Annotated in this window: 24 protein-coding genes, 1 tRNA gene and 1 riboswitch; of the genes, 24 read left to right on the top strand and 1 reads right to left on the bottom strand. The window is 39.8% G+C overall.

Features of this window, described 5'->3' with window-relative positions; genetic code table 11:
- The first annotated feature begins 47 nt into the window (after window positions 1-47).
- The 24 genes from EO111_RS00690 to EO111_RS00575 all read left to right on the top strand — a co-directional run bounded on the left by EO111_RS00690 (window position 48) and on the right by EO111_RS00575 (window position 19,831).
- On the top strand, window positions 48-611 hold the full coding sequence (locus EO111_RS00690; RefSeq protein ID WP_127010199.1) for a manganese efflux pump MntP family protein: 564 nt from the start codon (window positions 48-50) through the stop codon (window positions 609-611).
- Between the two features lie 467 nt (window positions 612-1,078).
- Window positions 1,079-1,169 (top strand) — tRNA-Ser (locus tag EO111_RS00685).
- 212 nt (window positions 1,170-1,381) lie between these two features.
- A complete protein-coding gene (locus tag EO111_RS00680; protein WP_126940533.1) occupies window positions 1,382-2,020 on the top strand; it encodes a trimeric intracellular cation channel family protein in 639 nt (212 codons plus the stop codon).
- 62 nt (window positions 2,021-2,082) lie between these two features.
- A complete protein-coding gene (locus tag EO111_RS00675) occupies window positions 2,083-3,813 on the top strand; it encodes a DUF4127 family protein (RefSeq protein WP_206168565.1) in 1,731 nt (576 codons plus the stop codon).
- 52 nt (window positions 3,814-3,865) lie between these two features.
- The gene (locus EO111_RS00670) at window positions 3,866-4,969 is read left to right on the top strand and encodes an acyltransferase (RefSeq protein ID WP_127010198.1); all 1,104 of its coding nucleotides are present in this window, start codon (window positions 3,866-3,868) and stop codon (window positions 4,967-4,969) included.
- A gap of 494 nt (window positions 4,970-5,463) precedes the next feature.
- Complete coding sequence (gene dat / locus EO111_RS00665) at window positions 5,464-6,318, top strand: D-amino-acid transaminase (RefSeq protein ID WP_009352893.1); 855 nt, start codon at window positions 5,464-5,466, stop codon at window positions 6,316-6,318.
- Complete coding sequence (locus EO111_RS00660; RefSeq protein WP_009352874.1) at window positions 6,318-6,839, top strand: ECF transporter S component; 522 nt, start codon at window positions 6,318-6,320, stop codon at window positions 6,837-6,839. Before dat ends, EO111_RS00660 begins: the two co-directional genes overlap by 1 nt.
- 282 nt (window positions 6,840-7,121) lie before the next feature.
- Window positions 7,122-8,168 (top strand): methionine ABC transporter ATP-binding protein, encoded by a 1,047-nt coding sequence (locus EO111_RS00655; protein WP_062401334.1) that lies wholly within the window; start codon window positions 7,122-7,124, stop codon window positions 8,166-8,168.
- On the top strand, window positions 8,149-8,802 hold the full coding sequence (locus tag EO111_RS00650) for a methionine ABC transporter permease (protein ID WP_126940530.1): 654 nt from the start codon (window positions 8,149-8,151) through the stop codon (window positions 8,800-8,802). Before EO111_RS00655 ends, EO111_RS00650 begins: the two co-directional genes overlap by 20 nt.
- 10 nt (window positions 8,803-8,812) lie before the next feature.
- On the top strand, window positions 8,813-9,622 hold the full coding sequence (locus tag EO111_RS00645; RefSeq protein ID WP_052847057.1) for a MetQ/NlpA family ABC transporter substrate-binding protein: 810 nt from the start codon (window positions 8,813-8,815) through the stop codon (window positions 9,620-9,622).
- Between the two features lie 199 nt (window positions 9,623-9,821).
- Entirely contained in the window at window positions 9,822-10,085 is a 264-nt protein-coding gene (locus EO111_RS00640; protein ID WP_127010328.1) for a YerC/YecD family TrpR-related protein, read from the top strand.
- A gap of 52 nt (window positions 10,086-10,137) precedes the next feature.
- On the top strand, window positions 10,138-10,914 hold the full coding sequence (locus EO111_RS00635) for a TSUP family transporter (protein WP_126940529.1): 777 nt from the start codon (window positions 10,138-10,140) through the stop codon (window positions 10,912-10,914).
- Between the two features lie 11 nt (window positions 10,915-10,925).
- The gene (locus EO111_RS00630) at window positions 10,926-11,696 is read left to right on the top strand and encodes an SDR family NAD(P)-dependent oxidoreductase (protein WP_009352933.1); all 771 of its coding nucleotides are present in this window, start codon (window positions 10,926-10,928) and stop codon (window positions 11,694-11,696) included.
- Between the two features lie 78 nt (window positions 11,697-11,774).
- Window positions 11,775-12,950 (top strand): hypothetical protein, encoded by a 1,176-nt coding sequence (locus EO111_RS00625; RefSeq protein WP_127010197.1) that lies wholly within the window; start codon window positions 11,775-11,777, stop codon window positions 12,948-12,950.
- A 17-nt stretch (window positions 12,951-12,967) separates the two neighbouring features.
- Complete coding sequence (locus EO111_RS00620) at window positions 12,968-13,312, top strand: YkvA family protein (protein ID WP_009352977.1); 345 nt, start codon at window positions 12,968-12,970, stop codon at window positions 13,310-13,312.
- Between the two features lie 52 nt (window positions 13,313-13,364).
- Complete coding sequence (locus EO111_RS00615; RefSeq protein WP_062401323.1) at window positions 13,365-13,775, top strand: thioesterase family protein; 411 nt, start codon at window positions 13,365-13,367, stop codon at window positions 13,773-13,775.
- 3 nt (window positions 13,776-13,778) lie between these two features.
- A complete protein-coding gene (gene murI, locus EO111_RS00610) occupies window positions 13,779-14,597 on the top strand; it encodes a glutamate racemase (protein WP_062401321.1) in 819 nt (272 codons plus the stop codon).
- Between the two features lie 8 nt (window positions 14,598-14,605).
- Window positions 14,606-15,145: a hypothetical protein gene (locus tag EO111_RS00605; protein ID WP_009352952.1), complete on the top strand. Its 540-nt coding sequence runs from the start codon at window positions 14,606-14,608 to the stop codon at window positions 15,143-15,145.
- A gap of 10 nt (window positions 15,146-15,155) precedes the next feature.
- Window positions 15,156-15,812 carry a coenzyme F420-0:L-glutamate ligase gene (locus EO111_RS00600; RefSeq protein WP_009352865.1) on the top strand — a complete coding sequence of 219 codons (657 nt, stop codon included), beginning with the start codon at window positions 15,156-15,158 and terminating at the stop codon, window positions 15,810-15,812.
- A gap of 50 nt (window positions 15,813-15,862) precedes the next feature.
- Window positions 15,863-15,962: riboswitch (TPP riboswitch) on the top strand.
- Between the two features lie 272 nt (window positions 15,963-16,234).
- Entirely contained in the window at window positions 16,235-16,426 is a 192-nt protein-coding gene (thiS, locus tag EO111_RS00595; RefSeq protein ID WP_009352953.1) for a sulfur carrier protein ThiS, read from the top strand.
- Window positions 16,427-17,002 (top strand): sulfur carrier protein ThiS adenylyltransferase ThiF, encoded by a 576-nt coding sequence (gene thiF / locus EO111_RS00590; RefSeq protein WP_127010196.1) that lies wholly within the window; start codon window positions 16,427-16,429, stop codon window positions 17,000-17,002. It begins immediately after the preceding gene.
- 10 nt (window positions 17,003-17,012) lie between these two features.
- Window positions 17,013-17,804, top strand: a complete 792-nt coding sequence (locus EO111_RS00585; protein ID WP_009352895.1) for a thiazole synthase — start codon at window positions 17,013-17,015, stop codon at window positions 17,802-17,804.
- Between the two features lie 16 nt (window positions 17,805-17,820).
- Complete coding sequence (gene thiH / locus EO111_RS00580; RefSeq protein ID WP_127010195.1) at window positions 17,821-19,017, top strand: 2-iminoacetate synthase ThiH; 1,197 nt, start codon at window positions 17,821-17,823, stop codon at window positions 19,015-19,017.
- Window positions 19,004-19,831, top strand: coding sequence for a thiamine phosphate synthase (locus EO111_RS00575; protein WP_164723936.1), 828 nt, complete (start codon window positions 19,004-19,006; stop codon window positions 19,829-19,831). Before thiH ends, EO111_RS00575 begins: the two co-directional genes overlap by 14 nt.
- 200 nt (window positions 19,832-20,031) lie before the next feature.
- Here the strand turns inward: EO111_RS00575 and EO111_RS00570 are convergent, their stop codons facing one another.
- On the bottom strand, window positions 20,032-21,573 hold the full coding sequence (locus EO111_RS00570; RefSeq protein ID WP_127010194.1) for an RNA-binding domain-containing protein: 1,542 nt from the start codon (window positions 21,571-21,573) through the stop codon (window positions 20,032-20,034).
- Window positions 21,574-21,624 lie beyond the last annotated feature (51 nt).

Here is a 21,624-nt window from a genome sequence, read left to right as displayed (position 1 = left end):
TGCTTGGGATTGCCAAGCACTTTTGTTGTTATTTGCAGGAGGGACTTGTGTCATACCTTGAAATATTGATTTTGTCGGTAGGTCTTGCCATGGATGCCTTTGCGGTTTCTATTTGTAAATCATCACAAATGAAAGATGATCCTACTTATAAGAAAGTATTATTAGCATTTCTATTTGGCGCCTTTCAATGCATGATGCCTATTATAGGGGCAGCCGTAGGAGCTCAGTTTTCGCAGAACTTTGATGAGTGGGACCACTGGGTTATTTTTATTACCTTAGGCTATTTGGGTATTAATATGATTCGTGCCTCTCTCAACGATGAGGAAGAAGATAAAACAAAGGTGGATTGGAAAGAAATGTTAGCGTTGTCCATTGCCACTAGTATCGATGCATTGGCAGTGGGAGTCACTATTGCCTTATTACATGCGGATGTACTCACTACGTCAGTTACCATTGGTGTGATTACCTTCTTAGTATGTCTGGTGGGCATATTTAGTGGGTACCATATGATGAAAGCATTCCGTGAAAGAGCGGAAATGGCTGGGGGCGTTATATTGATCCTGATTGGAGTGAAAATATTGCTGCAGCATTTGGGGTACTTGCCTCGCTAAATCGTCTCTTGTGTTGCTATTCTGTCCGTGGCTCTTTATTGTTAGTGTAAGGGAAAATCGCCGCACATTCCTCCACAAACTGATACAGTGGTTAGGTTTGTTCCGGAACATGCGGCGCTTTTCTAGCGTTTGTGCTATTTAGGTAATTACAGTGCCACGGAACGTTCTACGCGACATGGCGTTCCTCACGGGATGGGGGTACACCGTGCTCTTCTTGCATTTTTGTGATTTAGGTGTAAAAAATGCCACAAGGCTACTACACCTAATGGCATTCCTCCACAAACTGATACAGTGGTTAGGTTTGCTCTGGAACATGCGGCGCTTTTCTAGTGTTTGTGCTATTTAGGTAATTACAGTGCCACGGGACGTTCTACGCGACGTTCTACGCGACATGGTGTTCCTCACGGGGGAGAAAAAAGTGCTTGACGGAATATATTTAGTGGTTTATAATAGTTAAGTATTCACTTGGAGAGGTGTCCGAGCGGCTTAAGGAGCATGATTGGAAATCATGTGTGCGGTGATACCGTACCGAGGGTTCAAATCCCTCTCTCTCCGCCAAGGTTTAAAAGCGTTTATGCACTGCATAGACGCTTTTATTGTTATATCATTGTATTTTGTGACAAGATACTTATAACTCTGGAATAGAGTGTAAAATTCCTCATCATGAGGGTAATAAAAAAGGGCGGATACAACCGTCCTTTTCGCTTTATAAAATGTCTAGTATCTTGCTCAAAAGAATGGTACAATAATTCCGTATGAGGAGGCTTTGTATGGATTTTTTATGGTTATTATTTGACATTATTGGAACAATTGCCTTTGCGATTTCTGGCGCACTTTTGGGGATTCAACGGCGTATGGATATTTTTGGTATACTGATTTTGGCGCTGGTAACTGCTATTGGCGGTGGGATTGTACGAGATGTTATGGTAGGACGCATACCGCCCACATCTTTGCAAACGGGCTTATATATTTCTATCACGTTAATTACGGTTGGGATCATGTTTATCATGTATCGTTATGGCTGGAATCGTTATATTGAAGGTAAAGGTGCGACGAAAGTGTATCTGATAGCAGATGCTTTAGGTTTGGCTTCGTTTACAGTGACAGGAGCGACTATTGGGATAGCTACAGATCCAACTAACTTGGTGCTCACCGTTGTGTTAGGTGGAATTACAGCTGTGGGTGGCGGTATTATCCGAGATATTTTAGCACATCGCACGCCGAGTGTGTTGAAAGAAGAAGTGTATGCCTTGCCAGCTTTATTAGGTGGGATTGCCTACTTCGTAGTGTATGGTATAGGACATCAAATAGTGGCATCCTATGTGACATTCCTTATCGTTTTTATCATTCGCATGATAGCCATTGAATATCATTGGAATCTGCCGCGTATTGATCGGATTCATCGATAATTTACATATGACTAATCAAGATAATAAGCAAAGAATACTATAAAATAGGAGATATATAAAACATGAGAAAACAACAATGGCGACATAAGTTTGCGATTATGGCTACAGCGGTGGCAACTGCGGTATTGAGCCATGCGAGCACTGCAGAGGCTACGACAGTACTCTATGTACCACAAGATGACCGCCCCGTGAGTTTAGCCTATACGGTGGCTACGGCTCAAGATGCAGGATATACGGTGTTAACACCACCTCAATATTATATTTCAGGTCGTAACTTTCAAGGAAATGCAGAAGCCATTTGGAAGTGGGTTGATGAGAATATTAGTAAAGCAGATGTGCTTGTGTTAAGTACAGACTCTTTAATCTATGGAGGCCTTGTAGATTCTAGAAAACACAATTTAGATTTACATACCTTGGAATATCGAGTGCATCATATTGAAGATTTGCACAAAAAATATCCTAATATACCAATGTATGCATTTGGTACGGTGATGCGCTCTCCTCGTGCTAGTGGTGGCGGTGTGGAGCCAGCCTATTATGATCAATATGGTCCGACTATTTTCCGTATTGCTGCTTTACAAGATAAATTGGACAGTCAAAAATTGACGGCAGATGAACAAAAAGAGTTGTTCATGTTGCAAGCTACGGTGCCAGTGGAATTTTTACAGGACTGGTTCCATCGTCGTCAAAAAAATATGGAAATTAATCGTCAATTAATTGATATCACTAAAAAAGGTGTATTTAAATATTTTGCATTAGGTCATGACGATACTAGTAGTTTATCTCAATCGGCTATGGAAGGTCGTTATTTACAAAAATATAGTAAAGGACTTTCCCCTACGCAATATGGTAGTTTCCCAGGAGCAGATCAATTAGGATTGTTATTAATCGCTCGTGACCATGTGGATCGCAATCACTTGACGCCGACATTTGAGGTTATTTATCCATTAGGTGGTGGTGGTGAGACAGTACCGCATTATGAGGACCAAAAAGTAGAAAAAACAATTGCTGAACATGTAGTGGCCGTAGGTGGCACGATGAAAACTAAAGGAAAACCATCTGTGTTACTAGCGGTAAATACGCCATTAGGTACAGTGACAGGTGAGTCAGAAGCTTTTGAAAACTTCCCTATGATTTCTAGAAGTACCAATGAATTTTTAGACCATATTCAAGCAGCTATGAATCAAGGAGTACCTGTTAGTATTGCAGATATTGCCTATTCCAATGGATCGGATAATACATTGGTCTATGGATTGTATCAACGGGATTTACTGTATAAAGTTAGTGCTTATAATGGATGGAATACGGCAAGTAATACTATTGGCTATGCCATAGCACAGGGTATTTTAGGAGTGCATATGGATGATCAAAGTCATCGAAATATGTTGACACAACAATATTTGGATAATTGGGCATACCAAGCAAATATTCGTAAAGATGTGTATCGTATGCAAGATTCCATTCGTACAGATAATGTGAAATATACAGGAACCTTAAATGAAACTTTGGAAAGTTATATGGGTGAGCGAGTGCAAGACTTTGCAGCGACTTATTTAAAGTTGGATCCACGCACTGTATCCGCTCGATTCCCATGGGGACGATTATTCGAAACAGATATTACCGTGTATCGTGAACCTGTAGCTCCGTTACAAAAAGAGTTGCGTTTACGCCGTGAAGCAGAAGCAAGAGCTAAAGCAGAAGCTGAGGCAAAAGCAAAAGCGGAAGCAGAGGCAAGAGCTAATAAAGCAAAAGCAGACGCAGCAGCTGCAAAAGCAAAACAAAAGGCTCAATAAGGTAATACAATACAAGGAGAGAGGGGCGTAGCCCCTCTTTTTTGGAGGAATTATGAGAAAACCAGCTATACCGGCCATTACCTATATGCGGGGACTATGTATGTTAGGTGTGATCGGTATCCATGTAGGGTCCTATGCATTAGCGAACCCTACGATTAATATACATCTATTAGGACTGTTAGAAATTGTGTCTCGCTTTACAGTGCCTGCCTTTTTCTTCTTGTCTGCCTTCGGGTTGTTCTATCATACATCGGTGGAGGATGATTTTTCTTATTCTGACTTTTTGCGCCGTCGCACGCAGGTGGTGCTCTATCCCTATATTGTGTGGACTATCCTATATACGGCCTACAATGCGGTATTAGCTCATAACGCATGGGGACTGATGCCACATGTGTTAGGGTTGACTCTACTTTTTGGAAATGGTATGTATCACCTGTATTTTCTAGTCATACTTCTTTGGTTTTACGCTTTGATGCCACTTTGGCGATGGGCCCTACGGTCTATACTGAAAGCTCCCATAGTGCTGATGACTATATTGTTTTTTGTGCAAATGGCAGTGAATTATTGGTCCTCTTATATGGCAGGCTCTGTACAATTTTCGCAAGAATGGTTGCAGTATATCTTTAGCATGCGCCTCAATTATTTTGTAGGATTTTATATATGGATTTTCCTACTAGGCGGGCTCCTTGCAGAACGATTTGATGCGATGCTAGAATGGATTGATGCCCATGGTTTCGGTATCACAGTGGGATTTATCCTGTCCTTAGTGGCTATGTTAGGCTCCTATTACTATGTAATGGCAGAGTGGGGATATACTCGATTAGAGGCTATCTACACAGTGCATCAGCTAAGTCCTCAAGGATTGGTGTATACAGGTATGGGTTGTATCTTTTTTGTGTGGGCGTTCACCGTGTCATCTATGAGTGACATAGTGGAAACCTTTTGGACAGAATTGGGAAATGCGTCCTATGGTATTTATTTGGTGCATCCATTTATGTTGATTCTGTTAGATAAAGTTTTGCAAATCGGCGGATTAGGATATACAACAACGACAGTCGTGCTTATGTATGTGAGCGCAGTCATCTTGTCTTTTGGAGTGACAAAAGGATTAGAAACATTGCCGAAACAAGTACGGGCTTATGTATTAGGCAAGTAAGTCGTTTCTTGTAATACTATGCAGCCTGTGGCGTTTTTAACTTAATAAGCAAAGGGAAGAGCACGGCATACCTCTCTCAAACGGTATTTCATAATGTTTGTTCGAGGCACGCCGTGCTCTTCTTGTGTTTGTGTGATTTAGGTAATAAGGAATGCCACAAGGCTGCTACTTGTAACTGCGTTCCTCAGGGGATGGGAAGAGCACGGCATATTCCTCCACAAACTGATACAGTGGTTAGGTTTGCTCCGGAACACGCTGTGCTCTTCTTGTGTTTGTGTGATTTAGGCAGTGAGGAACGCCACAAGTCTGCTACTCGTAAACGCGTTCCTCAGGTGGAGGGACGTTATTTGCAAACTTGCGCGTTGCTTAGTTTGCGTTAGTGGTAGATTGTTTGCTTCTACAGGAGATTTGATGTAAAAGGTGTAGAATTTTATACTTGTCTGTACTATAATGAAGATAATACTTGATTCGTATGTATACTATGAGGTGTTACTATGAAAGAATTAACATATTTTAATGGCGAGATGGTAGAGTCTGGCGCTAAGGTGGTTAGTCTTGATGATAGAGGATATTGTTTTGGTGATGGTGTATACGAGGTAGTGCGGGTGTATAATGGTCGCGCTTTTGCCTTTTCCTATCATCAAGATCGCTTGTATCGTTCGATGCGTGAAATGGATATTCCTGTGCGCATGCCTCCTGATGAGTTGCAAGAGTTGCACGAAATCATGATTGAACAAAGTGAAATTACTGATGGATATATTTACTTACAGATTACTCGTGGGGTAACACCACGTCATCATGCGTTTGAGCGTTCTAAATTAGAACCGCAAATGTATATGTTTATTAAACCGATTACAACGGATTTAGGGGCCTTGCAAGAAGGTGTAAAAGCCATTACCTTGCCTGATGAACGGTGGGCTCGTGTAGACATCAAAACACTAAACTTAATTCCTAATATTTTGGCACAAACAAAAGCCGAGAAAAAAGGTGCTTATACAGCTATTTTAGTGCGTGATGGCATTGTTACAGAAGGGGCTACATCTAATGTATTTGTGATGAAAGATGGTGTGTGTTATACGCATCCAGCCAACCATCATATTTTAAAGGGTATCACCCGTCAGTTAGTGGTAACTCGTGTAGCACCAACAGCAGGGATTACGATTATTGAGCGTGAATTTGATGAAGCTTTCCTAAAAGATGCAGACGAAATCTTCTTCACCGATACCATTGGTGGCATTATTCCGATTACCACCTTGAATCGTGAACCTGTAGGTGATGGTAAACCAGGTAAAGCAGCAAAAGTATTAGCTGAACAATTACAACATTTAATGGAAGAAGGGTTAGCATAATGTCAGTCAAAACGATAACAGGAAGTGCCTTACTCTTAGCAATTGCTTTGCTAAGCCAAGGATTTCTTCGCATGATTATTCCTATGCACGGTTTAGTGCAATTTTTAGTAGGCTCCATCGTAGGTGCTTGTACGGCATTGGCTACCTGGCGCTATGGTTTGTGGAGTGGATTCGTTGTAGCTTGTGTAACGCCTCTCATGGCATTTTTACAAGGTATGTTGACCATACCTTTATTTGTACCTGTGGTGGCTATTGGTAGCATGGCATATGCAATTACTGTAAAGGTATTAGGAACAAAACGTGTATGGATGACAGCAATTACAGGGGCCATTGTAAAGAGTGTAGTTCTTTATGGACTATTCTTGGCTTTATTCCAGTTGATGCCGGGCATTCCTGAAGCGATGCAAAAAGGCATCTTGTTCAGCATGGGCTGGCCACAGCTGATTACTGGTAGTTGCGGCATTTTCTTGGCTGCTTTTATTGCAAAACGTGGTGGTATTAAGCTACAGAAACAAGACTAGCTAGTATGTGAATTGTATGTAAGGGAGTGTATTTCATCATTATATAATAAGTATATAGTGAGTTAACATAGGGGCCCCTACCTAGGCGGGAGCACGTTTGTTATAAAGAGTAAGCACCTCTAAATATGGAGTTATAGATTTAAGCTATAAAAGACGATAGGCAAGTAGTATAGTGGGAATTATTGACAGTCTGTCTACTCACATTGTACAATTTATGCATACCCAAGAGCTCTTAGGTTACTGAGGGCTCTTTTTTATTTAGTTTGAAAAGGAGAGGATTTCATGATAGAACTTAAACAGATTCGAAAAGTCTATGAAGGTGCTGTCCGCGTGGAAGCCTTGAAAGAAATTAATGTAACTATAGAAGAAGGCGAAATTTTTGGCGTTATTGGTCAATCTGGGGCCGGTAAATCTACCTTGATTCGCTGTATCAATATGTTGGAACGTCCTACATCTGGATCCGTTATTGTGGACGGTGTAGATTTAACGAAGTTGAACACAGTAGAATTACGTGAAGAACGTAAACACATTGGTATGATTTTCCAACACTTTAATTTACTTTCATCCCGCACAGTGTACGACAATGTAGCATTTCCATTGGAATTGCAAGGATTGTCAAAAGAAGAAATTAGAGAACGTATTTTACCAATTCTAGACATCGTGAAACTGTCGGATCGTTTAGACAACTATCCGTCTCAATTATCCGGTGGTCAAAAACAACGTGTTGGTATTGCCCGTGCCTTAGCAAGTAATCCAAAAGTGTTATTATGCGATGAAGCTACGTCAGCTCTTGACCCACAAACAACAAAATCTATTTTAGCCTTGTTGAAAGACATCAATCGTCGATTAAACTTGACCATTGTCTTGATTACTCATGAAATGAATGTTATCAAAGAGATTTGTGATCGTGTAGCTGTTATTGAAGGTGGTACGATTATTGAAGAAGGTCCTGTAGTGGATGTATTTACAGAACCAAAAGAAGCCACAACGAAAGAATTCGTGTCTGCCATCATCCGTCATGACTTGCCAGAAGATGCCATTGCTCATTTAACATTGAATGAAACTTGGGTAGAAGGGGCTAATCCGATTGTACGATTGACTTTCAAAGGCAATGTAACAGATGAACCTGTAGTGGCAAGCATTATCCGTAAATTTGATACAGATGTAAGTATCTTGTTTGGTGGTGTAGATTATATTCAAGATATGAGCTTTGGTCATTTGATTGTAGAATTAAAAGGGGAGCGTGCTAAATCAGAAGCGGCTATCGACTACTTACATAATTTACCAATTGGAAGCGAGGTGATCGGTTATGTCACAGCAAATCATTAATTTATTGCTACAAGGTTTCTTAGAAACTGTACAAATGACGGTGATTTCCACTGTAGTAGCCGTTCTATTAGGTGTTCCATTGGGCGTAATTTTAGTCATCACCAGCCGTGGTCATATCATGCAAAATGAAGCGGTGAATAAAGTGCTAGGTGCTATCGTAAATGCCACACGTTCCATTCCGTTCATCATTTTAATGGTAGCCATCATTCCATTTACTCGATTAGTAGCAGGTACATCTATTGGTACGACTGCAGCTTGCGTGCCATTGACATTGGCGGCCATTCCATTCTTGGCTCGTTTAGTAGAAACAGCGATCAAAGAAGTGAATGGTGGTGTTATTGAGGCAGCTCAATCTATGGGGGCGACGCCATTACAAATCATTTGGAAAGTGTTGTTGCCAGAAGCGTTACCAACATTAATCGATAATATTACAGTCCTAATCGTTAACTTAATTAGCTATTCTGCTATGGCAGGTGCTATTGGTGGTGGCGGTCTTGGGGATATTGCGATTCGCTATGGATACCAACGTTTCCAAGGAGATGTGATGTTAGCCACTATCATCATCTTAATTGTATTAGTACAAGTCATCCAAAGTGTAGGTGACTATTTATCCCGTAAAGTGAATAAAAAATAAAGGAGATATTATGAAGCGTATTTTAGTCGGCTTATTAGCCATTGCATCTTTAGTGTTACTATTAGCAGGATGTGGTAAAGAAGAAGCAAAACCAGCAGCAGATGCACCAATTAAAGTAGGTGTAACAGCAGGTCCTCATGCAAAAGTTATGGAATTTGTAAAAGGTGAAGCAGCAAAACAAGGATTGAACATCGAAATCGTTGAGTTCAGCGATTATATTCAGCCGAATATTGCCTTAGATCAAAAAGAATTAAATGTGAACTCTTTCCAACATCAACCATTCTTGGATAATACAGTAAAAGATAAAGGTTTGAAAATTCAATCTATCGGCAAAACAATCTTATTACCAATGGCAATTTACTCTAACAAATATAAAGATTTGAAAGATGTGCCAAATGGCGCTACTGTAGCGATTCCTAACGATCCTACCAATGGTGGTCGTGCCTTGCTATTATTACAACAAGCAGGTTTGATTACATTAAAAGACGGTGGCACTGTAAAATCTTCCGTAGCAGATATTACAAGCAATCCTAAAAACATTGATATTCGTGAATTAGAAGCGGCACAAATTGCTCGTTCCCTAAATGATGTTGATGTAGCAGCAGTGAATACAAACTATGCAATTCCAGCAGGTTTGAACCCACAAAAAGATGCTGTTGTAGTGGAAAGCACAGATTCTCCATATGCTAATGTAATTGCTGTTCGCACAGAAGATGTAAATAATGAAACATATAAAAAATTATTGTCCATTTACCAATCTGAACCAGTACGTAAATTCATTCAAGAAGAATTCAAAGGATCTATTATCCCAGCGTTCTAAGTGAAAAGAATCAGCAAACAATTATACAACAGAGGTTAGTTGATATACGAGTATCAACTAACCTCTATTTTTTTGTACAAGAACAATGAATTAATGATATATGTATGATATTTCCTATGGTATAATGGTAGTGAAATAAAGTACATTCTGAATAGAATTATGAAGGAGTAGAAGGTTGAATCAAAAACTTAAGAATCCAATGCATGACCAGTTATTTCGGGCAGTCTTGTCGTTGGAAACACTAGAAGAATGTTATGAATTTTTTGAAGATATTTGTACCATCGGAGAGTTGAAATCAATCTCTCAACGCTTAGAAGTGGCACGATTGTTGAAAGCAGGTACAGGGTATGAGCAAATTGTAGAATTAACAGGAGCTAGTACGGCGACCATAAGCCGTGTGAAACGGTGCTTAAATTATGGTGCCGATGGATATAATAAAATTTTGCCTCGTATTGAGGACTAGAAGATACAATAAGACATCAAAGTGATGTATATAAGAGAGGAGGGCTCACACTATGGAAGGTGATTTACTCATAGGTATTATACTATTTTTTGCAGGAGCCCTAGCGGGGTTTATTGATTCTATTGTAGGTGGAGGTGGGTTGATTTCGTTACCTGCTTTGATGTTGACGAATATGCCGGTGGCCATGTGCTTAGGGACCAATAAATTATCTAGTGTCTTTGGATCTGGCACAGCAATGATTAACTTCGCCAGAAACAAATTGGTAGATTGGACATTAGTGAAATGGATCATGCCATTCACTCTGCTTATCTCTATGGTAGGCGCCTATATAGCAGTCTATGTGCCAGGCACATTTTTAAAACCCCTGATTATTGTATTATTGTTGGCAGTATTCATTGTGGTGCTTACCAAAAAAGATTGGGGTACCATAGCACAAGTGGAACGTAAATCAGGATGGAAATTACTTGCTTATGTAGCAGTGGCTATTGTTATCGGCTTATATGATGGATTTCTTGGACCTGGCACAGGGGTGTTTTTAATATTCTATTTCTTGTTTATGGGTTATGATTTCTTAGGCGCATCAGGAAATGCCAAAGTACTAAATACAGTGAGTAACTTTGGGTCCTTGATGGTGTTCATCTATATGGATCAAGTGAACTATGGCTATGGTTTAGCAGTTGCAGCGGGACAAATTATTGGCGCTACTGCGGGATCAAAGTTAGCCATGGTGAAAGGCGCAGGACTAGTGAGATTTTTGTTTATCGCTATGTCTCTGACAATGTTAATGAAATTGTCCTATGACTATTTACTTTCACAGGGGATTATATAGTAGGAGTAACTATGCAAAAATTTAGTGATAATCAAGTAGCATTAATTAGCGGCGGCACATCGGGTATAGGCTTTGCTACTGCAGAATTGTTGTTAAAGCAAGGCTGGTGTGTGGTGATTAACGGCCGCAATGAATGGGATGGACAAGAAGCGGTTGTAAAATTGCGCCGTATTTCCTCGAAAGTACGATTTGTGCAAGGAGATGTAAGTAAGGTTATGAATTGCCGTCGTATTGTGGAAGATACGATTCGTTTGTTTGGCAATTTAAATGCCTTAGTAACGGCAGCTGGGTATTATGAAGAACGACTATTGGAAGATGTGGATGAGCAAAACTTTGATGAGATGTTTGGAACGAATGTAAAAGGTACTGTCTTTTTATGCCAAGCCGCAGCACCGTACTTGAAACAAGTGCATGGTAGTATTGTGACTATATCAAGTGATGCAGGACTACAAGGTAATGTGGCGTGCACTGTGTACGGAGCATCCAAAGGGGCTGTAGTGAGTTTTACGAAATCACTGTCCTTAGAAATGGCACCTCATCGTGTTCGCGTTAATTGTGTGTGTCCTGGTGATGTAGATACTTCATTAGTGGCAAAACAATTAGCCAATGAACCATCGGGTGATATTGTGAAAGCTAAGGAAGAAATGGCTTTACACTATCCATTAGGACGGATTGCTCAACCGCGAGAAGTTGGCGAAGTCATTGCTTTTCTTATCAGTGAGAAAGCATCTTTCGTGACGGGTGCAGCTTGGACTGTAGACGGTGGACTAACAAGTTGGTAATTCATTGAGAAATTTGATACAATAAGGGTAATAAGTACATTTACATTTAATGTTTTGTGGTCAATATAGGAGACAAATATGGAGCAGTTGGAATACAATAATGCAACACTTCCTCAAGCAACGAATGTACAAGAAGAAGTAGAAATGATTTGCCGTTGGGCAGCAGCTCGTGCAGCTGGTATCGCGGCATTACCAAAATTTAATTATGTAGGTTTATTGGCTAATGATGTGTACATGGTATCACGCATTGCTCAAGTATATGGCGTATGCCCTGCTAAAGAAGGGGTGACTGGATTTTTAGTGGGTCTTGGTGGTAGTGCTGTAGCAGCGTTAGTATGTACAGTCGTGCCAACAGTGATTCTTCGCGTCCCTGTGGCAGCGGCTATTACCTATGGTATTGGTAAAATGGCTGCCAAATGGATTGAAGATGGTATGCCAGCATGTCCGAACTATGAAGAATATCGTCAACGTTTAGTAGATATTTATGAACATAATAAAGAAACAGTCATCACATTGGCGAATACACCACTTCGGGATAAGCCGTTGGGTAATGAAACTGTAGATTTCTTAGATGATGTACAGGTGTCTGGTAATGATTACTTAGCAAGTGCCAAAGGCTTTGCAGGTTCTTTTGTTGGATCTGATTTGTTGGCTAATGTAAGTGCTGTAAAAGATCTAGCAGTAGGAGCCGTATCCATCTTGGCAGCTACGGTGAAAGACACATTAGAGAAAAGTGGTAATGAAGAATTACTAGATAATGCTCGTCATGCTGCAAAAGGCGTAGGCTCTTTGCTTAAAATTTTAGCAACTGAAGCATTATCTTTAACTGGTGCCGTAGCAGGTACATCAGCATCTAAAGCAAGCGTATATACAAAAGCCGCTTATGAAAAAGCAGATACGGTGCGACAAACATTAAATGATTCCTTACAAACTAAAGTAGAACCAGTGGTGGAAAAAGCCACAGCTGTTATGCAAGATGTAAAAGAAGTGGTAGAACCAAAATTACAACAAGTAAAAGAAAAGGTAGAACCAAAACTTCAACAGGTAAAAGAGGTGGTAGAGCCGACATTACAGCAAGTAGAAGAAAAAGCTTCTGAATTGACAGCCAAAGCGATTGATCACGCACAAGAAGCGGTGCAAGACATTCGTGAAAAAGCGGAAGTTGTGAAGGAAACAGCAGTGGAATTGGCAGAACAAACAAAAGAAAAAGCCATCGACTTAGCAGAACAAGCAAAAGACAAGTTCAAACAATAATCAGAGAGGTTATAACTATGAATATCTTACAAATCCTTAAGTATGGAAAAACCTTTACATCTGATGCCTTTATGTCCACTGTGAATCGCATGGGTCGTAATATTATGTTTGCACGAAAAGCTGTTATGTTATATTATTGTTTACGTGATACAGATACACCAGCATTTGTAAAGGCCGTTATTGCAGGCGCTTTAGGATACTTGATATTGCCTATTGATTTTATCCCAGATAGCGTACCAGGTCTTGGTTGGGTGGATGATGTGGCAGTATTAGCAATTGCTATGAAAGTAGCAAATCGCTATATTAAGGCTTCCCATAAGGAAAAAGCACAAAAATTTGTGCCTATCGGATCAATTGATTAATCAGTAAAGGGGCTCTTTGGAGCCTCTTATTGCATAGGAAAGGTAGTATACGATGATTTCTACATCTTTACGTGTCCGATTTTATGAAACGGATATGATGGAGATTGCCCATCATACGAATCATTTACGGTGGTTTGAAATGGGGAGAATTGAATATTTTCGCCGCTGTGGTATTAGTCTATGGGACATGATGCAAGAGGGCATCGTCTTTCCTATTACAAAAGTGAGCTGTGAGTATAAGGAAGTGGCACGCTTTGATGATGTATTGCGGGTGGAATTAACAGTAGCCTCTTTGTCGCGGGCGCAATGTACTTTCACATATCGGATTATCCGTGACAGTGATAATGCATTGATCTGTACAGGGGAAACACAAAATGTGTTTACTGCTAAAGAAACAGGTAAAATTATTCGCTTGCCAGATATATTTTTTAAACCCATGAAAGCCGTAGCAGAGGAGGAGTAGGGAATGACGCCCATACAGAAGGAATTACCTATTGGAGTATTCGACTCTGGAATCGGTGGATTGTCTGTATTATCTGTGCTAGCACAAGAATTTCCGGAAGAAGATTTTATTTATGTTGGAGATAGTGCAAACAATCCAGTAGGCAATAGGCCGATTGAGGAAATTGAAGGCATTGCTACGAAAATTGCAGAGTTTTTAGTGGCCCAACCAGTGAAACTAATAGTCATCGCTTGCAATACATTTTCTGTGGTAGCCTTGGACAAACTATCCAAACAATTTGATGTACCTATTGTGGGGATGGCACAGGGGATTCATGATGCTCTGCGTATTAAGGTTAAACAGAAACGTAAAGGACCTTTAGGCATTATGGCTACGGTAGCGACTATTAATAGTCATAAACATATGGATGCAGTCCATACCTTGAAGCCTCATGTAAAAGTAGTAGAACAAGGCTGTAAAGATTTGGCGGCCTGTATTGAAGAAGGTCATTTAGATGATGCAGTTTTACGACATTGTGCAAAAGAATATGTACAGCCTTTGGTAGAGGCAAATGTGGAAGTGGCCATTTTAGGATGTACCCACTATCCCTTAGTAGAACCCATACTGCGTGAGTTGGCTAAAGAACAAATTTGCTTTGTAGACCCTGCGTGGGAAACATCTGATGCTGTAGGAGCTATTTTGTACGGAGAAGATTTGGAGCAGACATCAGGTAGAAAAGGTTCTATACAAGTTTGTGTTACTAGCCATGCGGATCGAGTAACGTCTATCGTACAAGATATTTTCAAGGATACTAGCTTAACAGCTAAGCTCATTACTCTATAGGAGGAACTATGTATATTTACACATTAATAGATACCCTAGTGTGGATAGCCTGTATCATTGCTATCATTTATATTGCCTACCGCATATTTGCATGGCGCCAAGGCAATGAAGACATTGTGATCATGGTGAAACGTCGCACTCCATTTGTGGTAGAAGACATTAGTTTTGATCAAGTAGTGTTATCTACGGATATTCCATTTGTGAACAGAGGTAAACAATACGGAACCATCATGGATATGTTCCCTCGTCATTTATTACCACAAGAACAATTTGACAATGTGCGAATTCAATCGTGGTTAACCGATGCAAAGGCAGAACGTCATGATGGCTATTGGGAAGCGTTAGTCTATAAACAACGACAAGGCAGTACCATTCGTTTGCGTCTAGTGATGACGGCTAATAGTGGTAATATTCGTAAAGACTTAGTGGGATTCCCAGACATGCCTATCGATATCTACCATCAAGTAGTAGGTCGTGAGGCATACCGTATTTCAAAAACTAGAATTACTCTAACTGCAGAAGAGTTAGAAGTAGCAATGCGTAAATAGGAGGTACATCATGGCAGAATTAGAACTATTACCAATCCCTACGCGCATTTTAACGAACAAAGATGATATCGTAGAGGCTATCGTAGAATTTGCAGGTCCTTATATTGGACCAGAAGATATTGTGTGCGTAGCAGAATCCGTCGTGGCTATCACGCAAGGGGAGTTTACACGACCAGAAGATTTAAAAGTATCTTGGCAAGCTAAATTTTTAAATCGCTTTATCCATCCTGATGGTTCTATGGCATCTGTGTATGGTATGCAAGCAGCTATGGATAAAGAAGGGGAATGGAAAATGATGTTTGCCTTCCTCTGTGGAGCCGTAGCTAAAGTGTTTAAAAAATCTGGCGTCTTCTATCAAATGGCACGGACTGCATCCTTAACAGATGATGTGACAGGGACTATGCCTCCATTTGATAAATGCATTGTATATGGACCAAAACAACCACATGCAGTAGCCGATGCTATTATGAAAGCAACAGGTGCCTATGGGGCTTGTGTAGCGGACGTGAATGATTTAAAACGAGCGGCTATCTTAGGACATAGTCGTGGATTGAAACCGCAGCAAATTGCACAAATTTTAATCGATAATCCATTTGGCAATGATAGCCAAATGACACCTATCGTTGTGATTAAAAATTATGCCTCTGTGTCTGCACGGAGACGATAAAAGTTGTTGATACTTAGACTTGCAAATTGAGGCGTATCAGCGTATACTGAAAGAGAACTTTGGGGAGCCTAGTGGCTGAGAGTAAACGAAAGTTTTGACCCATAACCTGATTTGGATAATGCCAACGTAGGATAAGTTTGATTCGTCATACTGAGGACATCCAACAGGATGTCCTTTTTTGTGCTTTTATAGGATGGTATATCGTATATGAGTATGCATGGAAGGTGTATCTAAGTGGATGTACAAGGGGAACAGAATAGTGAGACGATAGAGTGCTACAGCATGAAGGGGCATACCACCGCGGGTATGGTTTTTCGTGCTGTTTTTTTATACTAGTATGTGGTGAAGGAGCCATGACGGATAATTGGTATGATACTAGTTTGAAATAGGTATATAGCATACGCTATAGTTAGGAGGATATGATGAAAGTAAATGGAGCAACGTATCATTATGAGGGGCAAACAGTGCAAGAAGTACTGGCAGCCCTAGCGTTTCGAATGGATCGCATCGTAGTGGAATATAATGGGAAGATTCTTTCTAAAGCAGACTGGGAATCGACTCGTGTGAGTCCTGCAGACACAATGGAAGTAGTAACCTTTGTAGGAGGTGGCTAAATGGTATCTTTACAAGATAAAAAAGTTCTGCTCATCGGTGTAGGCGGTGTTGGATCCCATGTGGCAGTGGCATTGTGCCGTGCTGGAATTGGTCAGTTAGAAATCGTAGACTTTGACGTTGTGGATGAAAGTAACTTAGGCCGTCAATATTATGAGGTGAATGATGTAGGAGTTTTAAAAGTGGAGGCTATGAAAGGCCATCTCAATCGGATGAATCCAAACTGTGAAGTTATCGTTCATAATGAATGCCTCACACCAGAAAGATTATCTGAATTAATCGATGGCTATGATATGGTTGTAGAAGCAGTGGACAAGGCTGTCACAAAAGCGTGGATGACAGAAGTTATTTTGACCCATCCAGCAGAGCCATTATTAGTAGGCTGTTCAGGTATGGCAGGTTGGGGGGATAGTAATGGTATCCGCCGTGAACGAAGACATCATCGTTGGTATCTATGTGGCGATGGAGTGAGCGATATCGATTCTATCGGAAAAATTACTGCCGCTCGTGTCATGGTGTGCGCCGGACATATGGCAAATGCTGTGATTCAACTACTACATGGGGAAGATATTGATTAAGGAGGAACCTATGACACGTTCAGTAAAAGATATGGAAACACAAGATACATGGACCTTAGGGGGACATACATTACATTCTCGATTTATCTTGGGGTCTGGTAAATTTTCTATCGACTTAATCGAGGCTGTCCTAGAAGAAGCGGGCGCAGAAATGATTACCTTAGCCCTACGTCGTGCGGTAGGTGGAGAAGTGGAAAATATCCTAGATGCTATCCCAAAGGATACTATCTTAATCCCTAATACGAGTGGCGCTAGAGATGCTGAAGAAGCGGTGCGTATAGCAAGATTATCCCGAGCTACAGGTTGTGGAGATTTTGTAAAAGTAGAAATTATGAAAGATTCAAAATATTTATTGCCACATAATGGGGAGACCATTAAAGCTACAGAAATATTAGCAAAAGAAGGATTCATCGTTATGCCATACATGTATCCAGACTTAGAAGTGGCTCGTGATTTGGTGAATGCTGGAGCCGCTGCGGTGATGCCGTTAGCGGCGCCAATTGGATCTAATCGTGGATTGCAGACAAAGGAATTTATCAAAATTTTAGTGAATGAAATTGATTTGCCTATCATTGTAGATGCTGGTATTGGTGCTCCATCCCAAGCAGCAGAAGCAATGGAAATGGGCGTAGCTGCAATCATGGCAAATACAGCCGTAGCTTCTGCGGGCCATATTCGAGGTATGGCGAAAGCATTTGGTTTAGCCATCCAAGCAGGAAGATTGGCATATTTGTCAAAATTAGGGCCTACTCTTGAAACCGGTGGTAGCGCTTCATCTCCGTTGACTGGATTTTTGAGATAATAGGAAAGGAATAGCCATGTCTAGTACCACCAGATACCATATAGATGATCCATGTTGGAAGTATCGCCCCCACATGGATCAAATTGAAAGTCCTATTTTAGAGACGGTATTGCGAGAACGTGAGCAATATACGTACGATCGATACACAGCAGATGATGTGCGCCGTGTGTTGCAAGAAGATACCATTGATGTAGAAGGACTGAAAATTTTATTATCTCCTACAGCAGAACCATTTTTGGAAGAACTAGCGGAAAAAGCAAAGGCCGTACGAACACGATACTTTGGCAATTCTGTGTATTTATTTACACCGTTATATATTTCAAACTATTGCGATAACCTATGCGTGTATTGTGGCTTCAACTGTAAAAATCAGATCCATCGGGCGAAGTTAGATGAAGCAGGTATTGAAGAAGAGTTAAAAAATATTGCCAAAACAGGATTACAGGATATTTTAATTTTGACTGGGGAAAGTGAACGCCATAGTCCTATTTCTTACATTGGGCGTGCCTGTGAATTAGCAAAAAAATATTTTAAGGTAGTGGGCGTAGAAATTTATCCTGCCAATGTAGACGATTATGCGTACCTACGAGAATGCGGTTGTGATTATGTGACCGTATTCCAAGAAACGTATAATTGGGAAAATTATAAAACATTGCATTTGTTAGGAAATAAAAGCGTATTTCCCTATCGACTTGAAACGCAAGAACGAGCTTTGCGAGGGGGTATGCGGGGAGTAGGTTTAGCAGCCTTATTGGGATTGGATGATTTCCGAAAAGATGCCTTTGCCACAGCCTTGCATGCCCATATGCTACAACGTGCGTATCCTCATGGAGAAATTAGTATTTCCTGTCCACGCCTGCGGCCTATCGTCAATGATGATACCATCAATGCAGGGGACGTAGGAGAAGCTCAATTATTGCAAGTCATCTTGGCATATCGCTTATTCCTACCTTATGCAAATATTACGATTTCCACTAGAGAAACAGCCAGGTTCCGCAACGGGGTCCTACCATTAGCAGCGACGAAACTGTCAGCAGGTGTCAGCACAGGTATTGGTGAACATTCCTCAGAAGAAAAGAAACAAGAAGAAGGGGATGCACAATTTGAAATTGCTGACAGTAGAACTGTAGCAGAAGCCATGGAAGATGTGAAAGCCTTAGGAATGCAAGTGGTGATGAGTGATTATATCGATGTGCTCTATGAAGAAAAATAACCAATCTATAGACACCTTAGTGTTGATTACAAATCGCCAGTTACTGAAAGATGACATTAGCTTAGCCACATATGGTGTAGCACTGTCTAGAGGGATAGAAAGAATACAAAAGTATGGCAAGCATTGTATTAATCATACAGAAGAAAGCAGTTTAACGTATAATATACGTAGAGCATATAGATCTACAGTAAAAGCGAATCTTCATAGTACTAAATTGCCTGATGCGAGGGCAGATAGTGCTGAACCAGACAACTGGATGAGAAATCACAGTAGTCTGTACACCCTGTGCCGTGACACTGATTTACCCTTTGAGGAGTATCTCCAACTCTGCGATGCCATCGGGGATACCGTAGTACACCATGGAAAAGTTATTACGAATCGAGAGCAATTAGCTATTGTTTTGGCAACAGCAAAACGAATCCATCTACCCACTAATCTAATACGCTATTGGCAATCCGAACAAGAAGAACTATGGATTATCTTGCAACAACATTTTCAGGACATAACTATGTGGAGCACCGTTCACAACGAAGATGACATCAAGTTATTAGCATCCCTAGGAATCCCTAATTTGGAGTACGTCTTAATCAGTCCCATCTTTCCCACACAATGCAAAACAGGACACCCTGGCATTGGCGTTAAGCGGGGGAAGGAACTGTTGAAACTAATTCGGACACATTACCCACAAGTACAAGGTATTGCTTTGGGAGGTATCCACGAGCACAATTACCAAACGTGTTTGCAACATTCTTTCACTGGCGTAGCTATTATGTCTGATTTCATGAAGCGAGTGCATAGCAATATCGACACATAAGAACGAAGGTAAAAATAGTATAAAATTATTGAGAGAAATAAAATAGAAAAAGAAGGTCATCTTTTATTACAATGAGTGAATAGAAATTATTGTAAAGAAGACCTTCTTTTATGTTCTACCGTATGATAAGTAGAAGATGATTATAATGAAATTTAATGTTTTAGTAAAAAGTGCATATGGGTAAAAAAAGAAGATATCTGCTATGAATCAGATTTATCTTTATAAAATAGATGTTTTATAATATCATAAGTTTCTCCCCAATGATGAATCACTTCTACTGAAGAAACTGCTTTAACATAAGTTCTGTTTTTGTATGCGCCCATCTTTACAATTAAATTTTGTTCAGATAACTTGTTAAGTATTCTTGTTAAGCGAGCAGAGGTTATATCAGGGTGAGCATTGGCAATTTCTTTTTTTGTAAATTTAATAGATGATTTATTTGAAGTTGGAGGATTGCAGATAAATGTATACACTTTTTTCTCATCCTCTTTTAGATTAGAAACGTCTACTAGAGGTTCTGCTATCCATAATTTTAAGTACGTTCTTTCTAAGTCGCTTTTTAATTCAGGAACTTTGAATCTATTTTTTACTACAACATCAATTATTTTTTGACTGCCGCTACCAGCATGTTCAGAGGCGCCCATTCTAGTGAATAAGCTAACGAGAAGAGGATTTCTGACCAAGGATCTACCGCCTCCAGTGAAAAATTCTTTTACAGGGATTTTCATAATTCCGGGATTAATAAAAATATAAAAAGGTTCATGAATTTCCGCAATTAAAGCGGTTGTATTTAAAAAGTAGTCCGCATGGATTATCATATTGACAAATGCTTCGCGTAAAGCAATTGTTAAATCTGTAGGGTTTTTTCTGATCGTGTACTCATCAAGTTCAAAATTTCTGTTTACAGATAATAAGAGTTTTTCACTTACTAAGCGATAATAATTAAATAAATTTAAATCTGGAAAATCTAAATTGCCTGACTCAATTCGGAAACTCCATCTTTGTGAATTACCGCGTTTATCAAAAAAATCTACATGATAATGTGGGAATCGATCGATAATAGAGTTGTATTTGCCGAAGAATAATAATCCAGCAACCGTTAGGTGTATCTTATTAGTATTTCGATTTTTACGAAATACGCCAATATTCTCTAAGAAGCTTTGGTTGTCCATTTCTGAGTAGTTTAAACTGGGATATCTCTTAGATAGTATTGATTTATAACTATTAATGCTATCTAAATCTAAATCAGATATATCATAATTATGGAGTAATTCATAATCTAATTGATCAGATTGATTTCTTAATATTGTACTTAATTGCTGTGTATCTACTAAATGATCTTGTGAGTGTAATCTGATATAAGTATGAGCAAGGTTGTTATTAAGATAAACAGGTTTATCTGTAATTGCAGCCTCCTTAATATGTATAATAACTATAGTTTTATCTTCAATAATAGCTGTTCGTATATCTTCATTTTCTATGATATTTAAGCTAACTTTAGATCTATCACCTAGGGTAGAACAGAAGTCGCTTATTATTTTTTCAGCATCTTTTACTCCGGTTAAAACTGGTTTTTTACACTCGTCTTCAGAAATTCCTAAAATTAAATAGCCACCTGTAGTATTAGCGAATGCAGAATATGATTTCCATGCATCTTTGGGGAAGTCATTTTTAGCCTTTTTGTATTCAACTTGTGAAGACTCTTTTAATGATATAATTGCTTCTAATGTAGTTAGTTTCATAGTATTTTTCCTAAAAGTGCTAAATAAATAGTAAATAAAATTAACTGCTGA

Source organism: Veillonella sp. CHU594 (assembly GCF_003992265.1).
GTDB lineage: Bacteria > Bacillota > Negativicutes > Veillonellales > Veillonellaceae > F0422.
The sequence above is the reverse complement of the archived record's forward strand: the minus strand, read 5'-3'. Positions and strand labels throughout refer to the sequence as shown.